Below are 15,618 nucleotides of genomic sequence, written 5' to 3' on the forward strand. Positions count from 1 at the left end.
AGACGCGGTGATGAAAACAAGCCTCCCGAATAAGCAAAAAGGCGCGGCAGCCATCGAGTTCATTGCCGTGTTCGTGATTTTTTTTGCCGTGTTCTACGGCACGGTCAGCTATAGCCTGCCGCTGCTGCTGTTGCAGTCGTTCAACCAGGCCACCGCCGAAGCCGTGCGCCTGAGCGTAGGGCTGGACCCCAACATGCAAGGCTACCCCGCCGCCGTACAGGCCACTGCCAAAACAGCGGTGGCTACCCGCCTGGGGTGGATTCCTCCCTCGTATAATTTCAACGCAGCCACACAAGTCACCACCACCTTCAACGGCGGCCTGTTATCGGTGCAGATCAACTACCCGTCGGCCAACCTTCAGTCCGTGATGCCCTTTATTGTCCTGCCGGGCATCGGCACCGTGCCGCAGTTACCGGCAATCCTGCAGGCCCAGTCGAGCCTGCAGTTTTGACTTCGGGGGACAGACTTTTCGGGCGACTGCTCGGTCGCAATGGCGCACTGGAAATCGACACGCCCGCGCCGCCGTCGGCCGGGTTGCACGTACATCTGGATAGCCAAGGCCGCGTGCTCGACCTAAGCGGTACGTTGCGCCCACAGTTGCCGCCGCTGGTTAACTCGCCGCCTTTGCAAGAACTGCTGAGTGCGCATAGCGCCGTAACGGTTGAGGGCGTGCCCGCCGACTGGCAGCGCCACAGCCTCGACCTGGATTTTCACGGGATCGCCGGGCAAACCCTGCACACCCGCGGCACGCTTGAACCCCACGACAATGGCTGGCTGCTGCATGCCGTAGACATTGGTGATTTGCTCGGCGGCCGGCAATTGGCCGAGCAGCGCGAACAGAACCACCAATTGAGCAGCCGCGTCAGTGAGCAACTGCGCGTGTGCAGCCTCAGCCGCCTGCCCGAGGTGTTCAACGAACAGTTAAGCAGCGTGGCGCAGCGCTGGCGTATCCCCTGCGTGGCCCTGGCGCTGCTCGATCAGGAAGACCAGGGTTGGAGGGTCTACAGCCAGTACGCCAACCATGATGCACCGTTGTTCTGGCACACTGGGCAACGCCTCGGGACCTGCCTGGACAGCCTCAACGGCACCACGCCGCTGAGCCTGAAAGCGCCTTATGGGCGCGGCGAGCACCCGCGTTTGCACAGTATTTTCGGTAATGCCGATGGGTTCCTTGTGCCCTATCGCGATGGCCAAGGCATCGCCGCATGGCTGCTGTGCGGCGCGTACAGTGGCCAACTGCACAGCAACGACCGCGACTGGCTGAACCTCGCCGCCGCCCTCGCCGCCCCACTGCTCAGCCGCCTGCGCGAACACCGTCACCATCAACAACTCGAGCGCCAGGAAGCGTTGCAAGGCCTGCTGGGCACGGGCTGGTTTGAGTTATTGCCCGCCAGCGGCGAAATCCAGCTCGCCCCCCAATTGATGCGCAACCTCGACCCGGAAGACGGCCCAACCCGGCAACCCCTCGAAGCGTGGCTGAACCACATTCACCCCGCCGACCGCCAGGAACTGCATAGCCGTCTACGCGACCTGCAAACCCTCGGCAAACCCTTGCTCGCCAGCGCGCGCCTCAACCGTGGCGACAGCGTCGCGCCGACCTGGTATCGCGTGCAGGGCCAGGTGCTGGGCGCCGGTGAACAGCGGCGCTGGGTCGGTTTTATGCTCGACATCAGCGACATCCAAAACCAGCAGCTGCAAGCCGATGCCGCCCGCGCCCGCCTGGATAACCTGATTGCCAGCTCACCGGCGGTGATCTATGTGCAGCGCTATGTGAATGGCGCGCTGCAGCCGGTGTTTTTCAGTCACAGTCTGCTGCCCTTGCTCGGTCGCACCCTGGCCGAATGCACCCATGACAGCCTGGTGCAATGGGTACACCCGGACGACCGCGACCTGTACTTCCAGCGCACCCGCCAATTGCTGCGTGAAGGCAGCGTGCGCAGCCGTTACCGCGTGCAAGACACACACGGGGATTACCACTGGCTGCTCGACGAAGCCAAGCTGCTGCGCGACGACTTGGGCGTGCCGGTCGAAGCGGTCGGCCTGTGGCTGGATGTGACCGAGGCAACCTTGGCCGCCCAGCAGGTCAAGGACAGTGAGGAGCGCTATCGCATCCTTGTGGAAGACTCCCCGGCAATGATCTGCCGCTACCGCCCGGACCTGACCCTGGCCTTCGGCAACACGCCGCTGGCCAATTACCTGGAGTGCCTACCTGCGCAGTTGCGCGGGGTCAACCTGGGTGAATGGCTGTCGACCGAACAGCGCGAAGCGTTTGTGCAGCGCATCCAGCAGTTGACGCCGGAGTTCCCGGTGAGCACAGCCGAAATCAGCCTGCAGTTGCCCGGCCGCGAACATGCCTGGTGGGTGTGGTCGGACCGAGGCGTCTTTGATGAGCACGGCACCCTTGTGGAAGTGCAGGCCGTGGGCCGCGACAACACCGAAGTGCGGCGCTCCCAGCAGCAACTGACGCAAAGCGCGAAAATGGCCACCCTCGGTGAAATGGCCACGGGCCTGGCCCATGAGATCAACCAGCCGCTGAACGTGATGCGCATGGCCATCGTCAATGTGCTCAAGCGCCTGAGCAATGGCGACGTGCAGATCGACTACCTGACCGAAAAACTCCAGCGCATCGACGCCCAGGTGCAGCGTGCGGCGCGGGTGGTCGACCATATGCGTGTGTTCGGCCGCCGCTCGGAGGTCGAGCAGCAACCTTTCGACCCGGCGCAGGCGTTGGAGGGCACCTTGTCGTTGCTCAGTGAAGGCCTGCGTGGCAAAGGCGTTGAAGTGCGCCTGACCCAGGCGGATATCCCGGTGCAGGTCAAAGGCTACGTCGACCAGCTTGAGCAAGTGCTGATAAACCTGATGGTCAACGCCCGCGATGCGCTGTTGAGCCAGCGCGAAAAGAACCCCGAGCTGCGCCCGTGGATTGCCCTGCACACCGAACACGACAGCCGCCACGTGCGCATCTGGGTCGAAGACAACGGCGGCGGCGTCGACCCGCGCTTGCTGGAGCGCATCTTCGAGCCGTTTTTTACCACCAAGCCGATTGGCGTGGGCACCGGGTTGGGCTTGTCGGTGAGTTACGGCATCGTCGAGAACATGGGCGGGCGCCTGAGCGTCAGCAACGGCGAACACGGCGCACGGTTCTGCGTGGAACTGCCCAGGGCCATCGACGTTTAAATCACCAGGTAAGCCTCGCCGGTCTGGCCACAGGTGAGGTTGGCGCCGACGTTCACATTCACCAGGCTGATGCCGAGCATACTCAGCAGGTTGTTGAGGATCGGGTTGAGCAGCGGGCCGAGCAAGCCATCCACCACCGGCGTGACAATCGCGCTGACGCCACTGAGCAGCGCTGTGATCGTAGGCGCCAGAATGCCCAACGGGCTTCCTCCGGACGGTTGATACGCCGTGATGCCCACGCCGTTGAGGGTGGTCGAAAGGCTGCTCACCACATTGGTGGCCGGGGTGGCGGCTTGATAGGTGGGCGCAAGGCCCACGTTCGGCGGCGTGGCAAATGGCGTGGTACTGGAGAACACCAGGGTTTGATTGCTCTGCGCAATCGGACTGACCACCTTGATCGCGATACCGCCGCCGGCAAACGGTACACGCGGGTCACAGCTGCCGATGCCGAGTATCTTGTGGCAGGTCTTGGTACCAATATCGATCAGCGGCAACGGCGCTACCGTCATCGGCAAGGTTGTGGAAAACGCATTGGTGATACTGCCTACGTTCAACGACGCCAACGACGTGGTGGTGTAGGCGGTGAGGCTCTTGGTGCCGGCGTTGCCGGTGGGGCAGCTGTAGGCGGTGACGTAACTGCTCGCGGCCCCGGCATCCAGCACAATGTTGATCGGCAGGTTGCCCGGCAGCACCAGCAAATCCGCCTGCTGGCAACCGGCGCCCAGCAAGCACAAGGTCGAGTTGATTGTGCTCACCAGGTTCAGGCTCAGCAGGCTGCCGAGTACCGGCGTCAGTGGCCCCAACAGGTCATTCACCGCCGTGTTCAGCCCCGACAACGCACTTAATACCGGCAAGCTCACGGTCACTTCAGTGCGCACTTGGGCGGTGCGCACGTAAATTTGATTAGGCCCATTAGGGTTGGCCGCCGCCAGCGCCGGGTTGCCGATGGCCGACAACTGCGGCGGTTCGATCACTTTGACCTGGGTGGTGATATTGGCCAGGCCCAGCACACTAATGGGCAAGGTCGCCGCCGCCGCGCTCTGGCTATTGGACAATTGCACCACGCCCTGGATCAGCTGGAACACCTGCAGGTTGGCATTCAGCGCCGCAGCAGTGGTGCCGGTCTGCAGTTGCAGGATCTGCCCAACGGTCAACGGCGCCTGGTTGATCGCCGCGACTTGCAAGCTGCCCAGGGCGGTGATCACATCCACCGTCGCACCGTTGGCGGTCAGCACGGTGACCGCGGCCTGGATCAACTGCGCGGCGGTGACGTTGGTGTTGAGCAGTTGGGTGTAGTTACCGGCGGCCACATTGAGGTTGACCGCCAGTTGGTTGAGGTAACTGAGCAGGTTGATATTGGTATTGAGCAAACCATTCCATCCGGCGACCGTCAGGTTGACGTTACCGCCGAGCAGGCCACTAAACAGCGGGTTCAACAGGCTGGCACTGGCCGTGTTGACGCTGGCCAGGGTGCTGTTGATGGTGAGCTGGGCCGAGGGTGGCGTGGGCACCGCCGCCACTGCGGTTGCGGTCAATACGGTGTTGAGGCTCAGCGAGTTGCCGGAGAACAACGCCCAAACCCCAGCGGCCACGCTGGTGGTCACGGTTTTGCTCACCACCACTTGAATCGCCGATGACACTGCCGGGTTGGCACTGAACATACGCCGGCCCGACGCGGCAGTGGTCACGGTGCCGCATTGGGTCACCAGGGTATTGCCGCTGCCCACCACAAAATGGTTGCGCGCCACACTCTGCCCGGCAAACGCCGCCGCGCTCAAACCGCTCAGGCACGTGCCGCTGCGGCTCACCGCTTCCAGCGCCGCCGTGTCTGCCACGCCTTGCAGCTTGCGCTTCTCCAGGTACAGGCGGCCGCTGTCGATCATCAGCAATGTAAAGGCCAATGCCACCGCCAACACGCCGGCGGCCATCAGGCCGATTGCGCCACGTTGCCTGGAACCAAGTCGGGGAGACATCGAGCACTCCTGTGCCGGCGAGTTGCCGAGCGCTTACTCTCCTGGGATGCAATTGAGTGTAGACAAGGGCTGGAGGTGGTGAAGATCAAAAATGTGGGGCTTGCCCGCGATGTCCATCGATATCTATACAACCGGTTAGTGGCAAGTGGGCTGTTGTGGCGAGCAGGCTTGTCCTGCGTTGGGTCGCGAAGCGGCCCCAGTATAGGCACTGCAGTTTTCCTGAAAGAACTCAGCGTCCGGGTTTGGGGCTGCTTCGCAGCCCAACGCAGGACAAGCCTGCTCGCCACAGGAGAAATTGGCTGCCTTCAAACGTTGTGTAGATACCTGTGCCACGATGGCGGTGGATCAGTCAATACATCGGTGACTGACAGACCGCTATCGCGGGCAAGCCCGCTCCCACAGGGTTTGGCGGTGGTCTTTAGTGCGGTGGGTAGTTGGAGAGGATCTTGGTTACCGTACTGCGAATGGCATCGCTGCGATCCTGCGGGTTCGGCGTGCTGGCCATCATCTGCTCGTCGCTGCCACGCCATACCAGTTTGCCGTCCTTGCCGTCGAGCAGGTCGATCTGGATGGTCGCCACTTTGTAGGTGATGTTGCGCGTTTCGTTGTACATCGGCCCGCCCCAGTAGCCATTCCACGGGCCGCCCCAGGCGCCGCCGTAGTTTGTGGTGACTTGCTGCTGGCGGTCTTCGACGATCAGATAGGCCTGCACATTCAGGTCGGCCCTGGTGCCTGCAGCGGCGGGGCGCAGGCCGCGCTGGTCGAGCTGCTCACCCACAGCCTGGCGAATGCGTTGCTCGGTGAGGTCGCTCTTGATCCGTGGATCATCCGGGCGGTATTGCAGGGCCGGGTCTTTCCAGGCCCAGTTGCGGTAGGCGCCAAAATCGCGGCTGGCATCAAAGTCATGGTTGACTTGGCTGGTCTGGCAGCCACTCAACAAGACCACTACAGCAAGAGCAGCAAGGCGACGAAGCATGGGTGTTCTCCAAAAGACGGAATAAGCCTGAGATGAGAATAGCTGCTAACTGGGTGGATAAGCGCTCATTGCCTTTTGCATCGCTTCACGCAATGCATCAGCGCGCTCGCTCAGACTGCCCTGGCTGGTGGTTTCGGCACTGGTGCTCCATACCGGCTGGCGCGTGCGGGCATCGAACAGGCTGACGCGTGCTACCGCAACCGTCACTTCATAGGTGCGCACCACCGGCACCGTGTTGTACATGCCGTAACCGTTGCCATAGCGGTTATAGCCGCCGTAGCCGTAGCCATAGTCGTCCTGCACCTGGCGCAAGCGTTTTTCCAGGCGCACATCGGCGGTCACCAACAGGTCGGGGGCGCGGTTGTCATGCAAGGGGCGCAAGCCGCGCTGGTCGAGGGCGCCGCTGACCGCTTCGGCGATTTGCGCCGAATCCGCCCAGGCCGTGCCCGCGGGCAGTTGGCCGTTGAGCCAGCCCCAACTACGGTAGGCACCATAGTCGCGCACCGGCGCCGGGTAGGCGCTGGCATCAAAGGTATTCGCCGCCTGGGCCGGAGCCGGCGGCATCGGGGCCGAGGCGGCCACGTAGGGGTTGGGCGTGGAGCAAGCGCCCAAGCCCATCGATAACAGGATCAAACAGAGACGACGCATTTCGACCTCCGCAGACTGGGCCGCTTAAACCGGACGGCAGATCCAGTGCAAATAACGCCCAAGTCCGGCAAAGCTTGGGTGACGACGGTGAGCGAGTTCCATCTCCAACAAGTCCTGCAGATTGGCGCGGGCCTGGAATTCCATCGGCATATAGTCATGGAACACCCGCACGCCACTTTGGCTTTCGACCTGCCAAAGCCCCTCGAGTTGCGCCGCCAATTCCCGTGGGTCGAGCGGTTGTTGCGGGGTAAGGCTTTGCTTCTCGCCGGCCATGTCGTTCTTGCGCATTTTGCGGAAGTGGCCTTTGAGCAGGTTGCGGTAAATCAGCGCATCACGGTTGTAGAACGCCAGCGACAACCAGCCGCCGGGCACCGTGAGCTGGTGCAGCACCGGCAGGATCGCGTGGGGTTCGGCCAGCCACTCGAGCACGGCGTGGCACAGGACCAGGTCGTAGGGCTCGGTGAGTTGGCCGAGCAATTGCTGCCAGGGGGCATGGATAAAAGTCGCGGTCTGCCCGGCGTCGGCAAAGCGTTGACGGGCGCCTTCAAGCATCGGCTCGGCGGGCTCGGCCAGGGTCACTTGATGGCCACGCTCGGCCAGCCACAGCGACATATGCCCCAGGCCCGCGCCGATATCCAGTACGCGCAAAGGGCGCTCGGGCAAGGCTTCAGTCAGGTCGGCCTGCAACACCGCCAGGCGGATCGCGCCTTTGGCGCCACCGTAGATCTTTTCGGCAAAGCGCGTGGCCAACTGGTCGAAGTGACGGTCACTCATGGGCAAACCGCCGTTCGCTGTCGGCCAGTTTGGCGCGTACCACTTCGTTCATGTCCAGGCCCAGCTCACTGCACAGCAACAGCAGGTACAGCACGATATCGCCGACTTCCTGCCCGGCGTGGGTGAGTTTGTCCGCCGGCAGTTGGCGCGACTGGTCTTCGGTCAGCCACTGGAATATTTCCACCAGCTCGGACATTTCCACACTGGCGGCCATGGCCAGGTTTTTAGGGCTGTGGAAGCGCTTCCAGTCGTTGGTATCGCGAATACGGTGCAAGCGTTCGGTGAGGTGTTCGAGGTTCATGCGGGGGCTCCTGAAGGTGTATAGCTTCGGGCGGATGCCGGGCGAAGGCAAGTGAATCCCTGTAACGCGTAAACCTCTATGCTAAAAGGGAACTCGCTTGGTGTAATAACGACCAAAGGCTCAGCGACGCCCACCTCTTCATCAGGACACACACATGCAGGTAGAAAGCTTTTTCGAATGGTTGGGCCAGGCACTGGGGTCCGTCATCCGCTTTATCGTCGACGGGCTCAGCGGGTTGTTCGGCGCCTTGACCCACGCGGGCGGCAACTTTATTGAAGGGCTGTCGCGCACATTGGGCATGGACACCTCGATCATCAGCATCGCCGCCCTCATCATCGGGTTGATGTTGCTGTACTCGGCGGTGCGTGCGTTTATGCGCGCCTCGATCATTATGGGAATTATCTGGTTGATGCTGGGTTTGTGGTTGCTCAGCTGGGTTGTGCATTAATACTTGAAAACACTCACCCTGCTGACCGATTGGCGCGACCGCCGCACCCATCGCCGCGTTTGGGCATTGGCGGCGCCGATGATCTTGTCGAACATCTCGGTGCCGCTGGTAGCCTTGGTGGACAGCATGGTCATCGGCCACCTGCCCCATGCCCATCAACTCGGTGCTGTGGCCGTGGGCGCCAGCCTGTACACCTTCCTGGCCTGGGCCATGGGCTTTCTGCGCATGGGCTCCACCGGGTTTGCCGCGCAAGCCGCCGGGCGCGGGGATGGCGCGGCGCTCAGGCAAATCCTGCTGCAAGGTTTGTTACTGGCGCTGGGGCTGGCGATGCTGCTGGGCACGGTGGGCATTCCACTGAGCCATCTGGCCCTGGAGTGGATGCAGCCCTCGCCCGAGCTGAACCAACTGACCCGCGATTTTTTCCACACCCGTTTGTTCGGCCTGCCCGCCGCGCTGGCCAGCTATGCCTTGGTCGGCTGGTTCCTCGGCACGCAAAATGCGCGTGCGCCGCTGGCGATTCTGCTGACCACCAACCTCGTCAACATCGCCTTGAACCTGTGGTTTGTACTCGGCCTGGACTGGGGTGTGGTCGGCTCCGCACGCGCCTCCGTTATCGCCGAATGGACGGGCGCCCTGCTCGGCCTGGCACTCACGCAAAGAGCCTTGCGTGCGTACCCCGGGCATATCGCCTGGGCCGCTTTGAAGCGGTGGCAAAGCTGGCGGCCACTGCTGGCGGTGAACCGCGATATCTTCATCCGCAGCCTGGCCTTGCAGTCGGTATTTTTCATGATCACTGTGCAAGGCGCACGTCTTGGGGATGCGACAGTGGCAGCGAACGCGTTGCTGCTTAATGGGTTATTGCTCACGGCCCACGCTCTGGACGGGCTCGCCCACGCGGTGGAAGCCTTGTGTGGGCATGCTATCGGTGCTCACGACCGCCAGGCTCTGCGCCGCTCGCTGGTGGTCGCCTGCGGCTGGTCACTGATCGCCAGCGTGGGTTTCGCGCTGCTATTCACCTTTGCCGGGCACCTGTTTATCGCCATGCAAACCGATATCCCCAGCGTGCGCGAAACCGCCGACATCTACCTGCCTTACCTGGCCGTACTGCCGTTGATCGCGGTGTGGAGCTACCTGCTGGACGGCCTGTTCATCGGCGCCACCCGCGCGCGGGAAATGCGTAACGGCATGCTGTTGACGGTGGTGATATTGCTGCCGTTCGCGTGGTTGTTGCAGGGGTTCGGCAACCACGGGCTGTGGATAAGTTTCCTGTTGTTCATGGCCCTGCGCAGCCTCACGCTGTGGGCAATCGCTTGGCGGCTGAACAAACGTAATCAATGGTTAGGGTAGTTCGACCTGTCAGTTCTCACAGGTTACAACGCTGACGTTCCGGCGTTGAATGGAGATCGCCCCTGAAGAGCCTTCAGCTTCAGGCTGCGATCTCAATTCAACTCAAGGAAGACCCCACATGAGCAACAACACCTACTTGATTATCGGCGCGTTGATAGTGGTCGTGTTGATCGCCGTCGCCGTTATCGGCACGTCCAGGAAGAAAAAAGCCAAGCCCCCTGCCGAAGTCGTCGCCGAACCGCCCATTCAGGTTGCACCCGTCACTGCGGACACAGGCGAATGGACACTCAAACTGGATGACGCTCCGTCAACACTCCCAGCGCAGCCCGCCCTCCAGAAAGGCGTGGAGGTTTGGAATCAAACGGATTTCCAGGTTTTCGTGACGCAACAAGGCATAAGAGCGACGCTGCCACCCCAAGGTCGAACACTGATGGGCAATGGTCCCAGCCTGACCGTCAGTCCTTCAGCGCAAAACACGCTGCAGTCTGTCACGTTGGAGGAAACCAATCCCGAAAGCTCAACCCTGTACACCCTGGTTGTCCGGTGAAGCCAGCCTCACTGGCCAGGGGTGGAGCGGATAAAAGCCGTGACCCGATCCAGTACCGGCGCCAGCCAGCGCAACGGCTTGGCAATGGACGCAACTAATGTCGCGTGGCTGGTCCGGGTGAAATAAAACGCCTCGACTGGCACACCCGCTTCACGCAGCTTGTTAGCCAACCCGCCCGTATTGCGCGTGGGGTTGACCAGCGTGTCGCTCACCGAGGCGATCAACAGGCTTGGTGGAGCGTCGTGACTGACGTGGTTGATGGGCTGGGAATCGGGCGGCGAGTCCGGGAAGAAAAACACGGGGCGCACATCGCGGTTTTCAATCGGCAGGAAGTCATAAGGCCCAGCCAGGCCGATCCAACCCTTGAGCATCGAGGGTGACAGGTTCACTTCTTTGAGCCAACGCGCATCCAGCGCCAGCATCGAGGCGTTGTACGCGCCGGAGCTATGGCCCATCAGGTAAAGCTGCTTGGGGTCGGCGCCATATTCGGCGATGTGCTGATGAGTCCAGGCCACCGCGTGGGCGCCGTCCTGGAGAAAAGCGGGGTAACGCACTTGCGGGTAGAGCCGATAGTCCGCTATGACCACCACAATGCCGCGTGAAGCCAGAGCTTCGCCGACGAAACCGTAGTCATCCTTGGAGCCGCTGTTCCAGCTGCCACCGTAGAAAAACACCACGACAGGGGCGTTGGGCAAGGCAGTGACGGGACGGTAAATATCGAGTTTCTGGCGCGGGTCGGGGCCGTAGGCAATGGAGGAGGTTTTGGTGAACGTGCTGGAAGGGGTCAGTGCGTTGAGCACTTTGATCGGCGAGCAGGCCGAGAGGAATGCGGCGACTGCCAGGGTTAATGCTTGCAGCCATTTGCTCGACATCGTTCAGACCTCACACAGAAGGTACGACCAAACGAAAATCCAAATGTGGGGGCGGGCTTGCCTGCGATGGCGGTGTGTCAGCCCTGAATGTGCGGACTGATACACCGCTATCGCGGGCAAGCCCGCTCCCACACTGGATCTCTGTTACTTGAAGATCTTGGTGGGAGCAGTGTACTTACGAGGACAGGTAGGACGAACGCGTCAGCCCCAGACGCAACGCATCCAGGAACTGCGTACGCTCGCTGGCACTGATCTTCGCGCTGGCGCACTTGTCGCGGTAGTGCGTCATCAACTCCTCCGGCGACAAGTGCACGTAGCGCAGCATGTCTTCGATGGTGTCGTGGGTCTCAATCCCGGCGCTGTACACCGAACCGTCTTCACGCTGGTAGATGTTTACCGAGTCGGTGTCACCGAACAGGTTGTGCATGTCACCGAGAATTTCCTGGTAAGCGCCCACCAGGAAGATGCCCAGCAAGTAGTCTTCACCTTCGTTCAAGCCATGCACCGGCAGGCTGGTCTCGATGCTCTGCTCGTCGACGTATTGCTTGATCTTGCCGTCGGAGTCGCAGGTCAGGTCTTGCAGCACGGCGCGGCGCAGCGGCTCTTCGTCGAGACGGTGCAGCGGCAGAATCGGCAGCACCTGGCCGATGGCCCAGGTGTCCGGCAAGCTTTGGAATACCGAGAAGTTGCAGATGTACTTGTCGGCCAGCTTGTCGTTGAGCTCGTCCAGCACTTGGCGGTGCGAGCGCTGGCGGGCTTTGAGCGAGTTGTGCAGGCGACGGCACACGGCGAAGTAGCACTGTTCGGCCAGGGCTTTTTCGGCCAGCGTCAGCTTGCCGTCGGCGTACTGGGTAGCCACGTCGCTCATGTAGTGAGTGGCGCGCCAATACGTCTCGGTGACCATTTCGATGTCGGTCGGGCCCAGCAGGTCCACCAGCCACTGCACGGTTTCCGGCAGGCTTTCCTTGTTCTCGATCTGCGGCACGTCGTCGTTGTGTTTTTCAACGTCGGTGACCTGTACCACCAGCATGGCGTGGTGGGCGGTCAGGGAGCGGCCGCTTTCGGAGAAGATGTGCGGGTGCGGCAGGCTCTGCGCGTCGCAGAATTCCTTGAGCATGCCCACCACTACACCGGCGTAATCGTCCATGTCGTAGTTGATCGAGCTGGCATTACGCGAGTGCGTGCCGTCGTAGTCCACGCCCAGGCCACCGCCCACGTCGATGTGGTCGACCGGCAGGCCGAGGTTGCGCAGTTCGCCGTAGTAACGAATGGCTTCCTTGAACCCGTGCTGGTAGTCGGCCAGGTTGGCGATCTGCGAACCCATGTGGAAGTGCAGCAAGCGGATGCCCTGGTCCAGCCCAGCGGCGCGGAAGCGCTCGACCACCGACAGCAATTGCGCCGCCGACAAACCGAACTTGGACTTCTCGCCACCGGTGTCGGCCCATTTGCTCGACGCCAGCGACGACAAACGCACACGCAGGCCAACCTGCGGCTTGACCTTGAGGCTCGCAGCCTCTTCGATCACCAGGCCGACTTCGGATTCTTTCTCGATCACGATAAACACATTGTGACCAAGCTTCTGGCCCATCAGCGCCAGACGGATGAACTCACGGTCCTTGTAACCGTTGCAGACGATGGTGCCGCCCTTGGGTGCCAGGGCCAGCACGGCCAGCAGCTCGGGCTTGGAGCCAGCTTCCAGGCCGATCGACACGTTCTGGGTGGCGATGATGTTCTCGATCACCGCTTCCTGCTGGTTCACCTTGATCGGGTACAGCGCGGTGTACTTGCTCTGGTATTCCAGGCGCTCGATGTTCGAATCGAACGCACCGGTCAGCTGGCGTACACGGTCTTGCAGGATGTCGGGAAAACGCACCAGCAGCGGCAAGGACAAACCGCTTTTGCGCAGCTCGTCAACTTGCTCGTACAGATCAACCGGTGTGCTGTTCGGGCCGTTCGGACGGACTTCAACGCGACCGGCATCATTGATCGCGAAATACCCGGCCCCCCAATGGCGAATCCCATAAACACTGCGGCTGTCCGCAACTGTCCATTGGCTGCCATCGTCTTTGCGTGTGCGTCGTACGGACATCGAAGTCCCCTATATAAAGTCGAAGATCACCACGCCCTTCTTGCAAGGCTGGCGAAGTCTAAAGAATGAAAATGACGATTTGCCTGTAAGGAAGGTAGACCCCACTCGCAGGACAGAGTTTAGACACCGGTCAGGAACAGGCTCTGTGAAAACCATGGAGACGACAGTTCGCGTTCAGCAAAGGGCCATCGGGGTGGGTTTCACAGAGGCTGCTAGCCGCCGGATTTCTTCGCTTTGTAACCCAGCTTGATCAGCTCGGCCAACAGCAACTCGACGTGATCGCCCTGGATCTCGATGACGCCGTCTTTCAACGCGCCACCGGTGCCACAGCGCTTTTTCAGCGTGGTAGCCAGTTCCTTCAGGGCTTCTTCAGCCAAGGGCACGCCAGTGATGGTAGTCACCGTCTTGCCGCCACGGCCTTTGCTCTCGCGTCGTACGCGGGCAATGCCGTCGCCTTCAGGGATCAGGGTCTGTTTGCAGGTACACGAATCCACGGGCTGACGACAGTCCGGGCAGTGTCGACCTGCGTCGGTGGAAAATACCAGGCCACCAAGGGCGGCGAAGGATGCGGCTTTTTTGGCCACCGGCAATCCTCTTGGGAGGACAAAGACTGATCGGAACCCGGCTCTCGTTACAAAAGGCAGCTTACCGACCGCGAAGCCCCACTCAGGCAGGGGCAGCGCTACCGAAACGCCAAGGCGGTTCGGGTGAAAAGGCGCGCAGTGTAACGGCAAAAAGCCGGCTTGCTAAGAGCCAAATAGCGCCAATTTATGCAACTTTAGCGACGTGAGGCCAGATAGCGCCGCAAGCCCTCTTGAGCATCCGGGCAGTAAGGCTTTTGTTGAGCTTCCTGCAGGACCGTTTCAATGGGCAGAAACCGCGCTTCCATGACCTCTTCGGGCTGTAAGCGCAATGGGCCATCCCAGACTGCCGAGTAAGATTTGCACCACAGCCGGCTGCCCTCCTCCTCAAAGTAGAAATGGTCATGCTCGACCAGTTCCACGCCGCCCACGCCGAGTTCTTCTTCCAGCTCACGGGCAGCCGAAACCGCGTAGGTCTCGCCCGCCGCCACCATGCCACCTGCCGCCGTGTCCCAAAAGCCGGGATACAGGGCTTTGCTCAGGGTGCGTCGGTGCACACACAGTTCACCGGCGGAGTTGAACAGGAAGATAAAGGTGCAACGGCCGATCAGGCCGCGCTGGCGCAGGTCGGACCTGACAAGGTCGCCGAGCAGGTTGTCCTGCTCGTCCACCCAGCAGATCAGTTCAGCATCAGAGGCCTCACGGTGTGCGACCTCCTTTTGAGAAGCGTCCATCATTACCCCTGGTTGAGGAGCTGACGCAAGTCGATCACTGCAGCGTTTGCCCGGGAAATATAGTTGGCCATGACCAACGAGTGGTTGGCGAGGATGCCAAAGCCACTGCCGTTAAGAATCATAGGGCTCCACACCGGCTCCTGCGAGGCTTCCAGCTCGCGAATGATCTGACGCACGCTGACGGTGGCGTTTTTCTTGGCCAGCACGTCGGCGAAGTCGACTTCAATCGCGCGCAACAGGTGAGACAAGGCCCACGCCTGGCCACGGGCTTCGTAGAACACGTTGTCGATCTGCATCCATGGGGTTTCCACCACTTCTTCATCGACCTGCGGCACTTCACCCGGCGCCAGCGCCTCGGTTTTCAGTGCGGTGTTGAGTTTCACCCGACCCACACTGGCCGACAGGCGTTGCGACAACGAACCCAGGCGCGTGGCGACATCACCCAGCCAGTTGTTCAGGTTGTCGGCGCGGGCATAGAACAGCGCGCCCTTCTGGTTCGGGTCGGACAGTCGTGCCTCGTAGCGGCTCAGGGAGTTGATGCCTTCCTGGTATTCCGACTCGCTGGACGGCAGCACCCAGCTCTTGTTGTCGAAGTTAAAGCGCGGTTCAGCCTTGGCCAGGTCCGCGTCTTCAGCCGACTGCGACTGTGAACGGGCGAAGTCTTTACGCAAGGCGCGGGTCAGGTCACGCACCTGCACCAGCACGCCATATTCCCAGCTCGGCATGTTATCCATCCACAGGCCTGGCGGGAAACGGTCGTTGGAAATGTAGCCACCAGGCTTGTTCAGCAAGGTGCCGACCACGGTCTTGAGGGTTTCGACGGTGGTGTAGCCAATCACCATCTGCTTGCCTTCCTTCTCGGCGGCAAGCTGGGCGTTTTGCTGGACCGGGAACAGCGCCGGCTCTTCGCTCCAGTACCAACCCAGGCCGCCGGTGACCAACAGGTACAAGGCCAGCACGCTGAGCAGCGCTTTGCTCATCAGCAGGTTGCGAAAGTAGCCGCGTTGGGTCGACTTTGGCTCAGGGGCGGGGCCTTTGGCACTGCCTGCACGGTTTTTCCAGTCCAGCATGGCGATATCCTTTCAATCACTTGAGTTCATGCACGTCAATTGTCCGGGTGCGGTCAAACACTCCGACCACAACCCTACCCC

General features: G+C 61.4%; 15 protein-coding genes. 5 read left to right on the forward strand and 10 right to left on the reverse strand.

Annotated features, from left to right (window positions below; genetic code table 11):
* The first annotated feature begins 10 nt into the window (after positions 1 to 10).
* The gene (locus ACQY47_RS11475) at positions 11 to 451 is read left to right on the forward strand and encodes a TadE/TadG family type IV pilus assembly protein (protein ID WP_428557116.1); all 441 of its coding nucleotides are present in this window, start codon (positions 11 to 13) and stop codon (positions 449 to 451) included.
* Positions 448 to 3,177 (forward strand): PAS domain-containing sensor histidine kinase, encoded by a 2,730-nt coding sequence (locus tag ACQY47_RS11480; protein ID WP_428557117.1) that lies wholly within the window; start codon positions 448 to 450, stop codon positions 3,175 to 3,177. The genes ACQY47_RS11475 and ACQY47_RS11480 overlap by 4 nt, the downstream gene beginning before the upstream one ends.
* On the opposite strand, the gene ACQY47_RS11485 is transcribed toward ACQY47_RS11480, so the two are convergent.
* The 5 genes from ACQY47_RS11485 to ACQY47_RS11505 form a co-directional block, all read right to left on the reverse strand.
* Positions 3,174 to 5,150 carry a pilus assembly protein TadG-related protein gene (locus tag ACQY47_RS11485; protein WP_428557118.1) on the reverse strand — a complete coding sequence of 659 codons (1,977 nt, stop codon included), beginning with the start codon at positions 5,148 to 5,150 and terminating at the stop codon, positions 3,174 to 3,176. The two genes, ACQY47_RS11480 and ACQY47_RS11485, sit on opposite strands and share 4 nt — an antisense overlap.
* Before the next feature lie 418 nt (positions 5,151 to 5,568).
* On the reverse strand, positions 5,569 to 6,126 hold the full coding sequence (locus ACQY47_RS11490; RefSeq protein WP_428557119.1) for a DUF4136 domain-containing protein: 558 nt from the start codon (positions 6,124 to 6,126) through the stop codon (positions 5,569 to 5,571).
* Between the two features lie 45 nt (positions 6,127 to 6,171).
* On the reverse strand, positions 6,172 to 6,774 hold the full coding sequence (locus ACQY47_RS11495; protein ID WP_200433787.1) for a DUF4136 domain-containing protein: 603 nt from the start codon (positions 6,772 to 6,774) through the stop codon (positions 6,172 to 6,174).
* 24 nt (positions 6,775 to 6,798) lie between these two features.
* Positions 6,799 to 7,548, reverse strand: coding sequence for a methyltransferase (locus ACQY47_RS11500; protein ID WP_017136731.1), 750 nt, complete (start codon positions 7,546 to 7,548; stop codon positions 6,799 to 6,801).
* On the reverse strand, positions 7,541 to 7,849 hold the full coding sequence (locus ACQY47_RS11505) for a MazG-like family protein (protein WP_017136732.1): 309 nt from the start codon (positions 7,847 to 7,849) through the stop codon (positions 7,541 to 7,543). Before ACQY47_RS11505 ends, ACQY47_RS11500 begins: the two co-directional genes overlap by 8 nt.
* A gap of 154 nt (positions 7,850 to 8,003) precedes the next feature.
* Here ACQY47_RS11505 and ACQY47_RS11510 point away from each other — a divergent pair, with 154 nt between their 5' ends.
* The 3 genes from ACQY47_RS11510 (at position 8,004) to ACQY47_RS11520 (ending at position 10,191) form a co-directional block, all read left to right on the forward strand.
* Positions 8,004 to 8,297 carry a hypothetical protein gene (locus ACQY47_RS11510; protein ID WP_017136733.1) on the forward strand — a complete coding sequence of 98 codons (294 nt, stop codon included), beginning with the start codon at positions 8,004 to 8,006 and terminating at the stop codon, positions 8,295 to 8,297.
* Between the two features lie 3 nt (positions 8,298 to 8,300).
* Positions 8,301 to 9,644, forward strand: a complete 1,344-nt coding sequence (locus ACQY47_RS11515) for an MATE family efflux transporter (RefSeq protein WP_428557120.1) — start codon at positions 8,301 to 8,303, stop codon at positions 9,642 to 9,644.
* Between the two features lie 118 nt (positions 9,645 to 9,762).
* Positions 9,763 to 10,191: a hypothetical protein gene (locus tag ACQY47_RS11520; protein ID WP_428557121.1), complete on the forward strand. Its 429-nt coding sequence runs from the start codon at positions 9,763 to 9,765 to the stop codon at positions 10,189 to 10,191.
* Positions 10,192 to 10,199: 8 nt separating this feature from the next.
* Here ACQY47_RS11520 and ACQY47_RS11525 read toward each other — a convergent pair whose 3' ends face one another.
* The 5 genes from ACQY47_RS11525 to ACQY47_RS11545 form a co-directional block, all read right to left on the reverse strand.
* Positions 10,200 to 11,063, reverse strand: coding sequence for an alpha/beta hydrolase (locus ACQY47_RS11525; protein ID WP_428557122.1), 864 nt, complete (start codon positions 11,061 to 11,063; stop codon positions 10,200 to 10,202).
* 175 nt (positions 11,064 to 11,238) lie between these two features.
* Positions 11,239 to 13,152 (reverse strand): arginine decarboxylase, encoded by a 1,914-nt coding sequence (speA, locus tag ACQY47_RS11530; RefSeq protein ID WP_017136738.1) that lies wholly within the window; start codon positions 13,150 to 13,152, stop codon positions 11,239 to 11,241.
* A gap of 212 nt (positions 13,153 to 13,364) precedes the next feature.
* A complete protein-coding gene (locus ACQY47_RS11535; RefSeq protein WP_012722004.1) occupies positions 13,365 to 13,736 on the reverse strand; it encodes a translation initiation factor Sui1 in 372 nt (123 codons plus the stop codon).
* A gap of 194 nt (positions 13,737 to 13,930) precedes the next feature.
* The gene (locus ACQY47_RS11540; RefSeq protein ID WP_395600347.1) at positions 13,931 to 14,467 is read right to left on the reverse strand and encodes an NUDIX hydrolase; all 537 of its coding nucleotides are present in this window, start codon (positions 14,465 to 14,467) and stop codon (positions 13,931 to 13,933) included.
* A 2-nt stretch (positions 14,468 to 14,469) separates the two neighbouring features.
* Positions 14,470 to 15,447 carry a DUF2333 family protein gene (locus tag ACQY47_RS11545; protein WP_370589438.1) on the reverse strand — a complete coding sequence of 326 codons (978 nt, stop codon included), beginning with the start codon at positions 15,445 to 15,447 and terminating at the stop codon, positions 14,470 to 14,472.
* Positions 15,448 to 15,618: the final 171 nt, after the last annotated feature.

Source organism: Pseudomonas edaphica, assembly GCF_965277385.1.
GTDB classification, from domain to species: Bacteria; Pseudomonadota; Gammaproteobacteria; order Pseudomonadales; family Pseudomonadaceae; genus Aquipseudomonas; species Aquipseudomonas edaphica.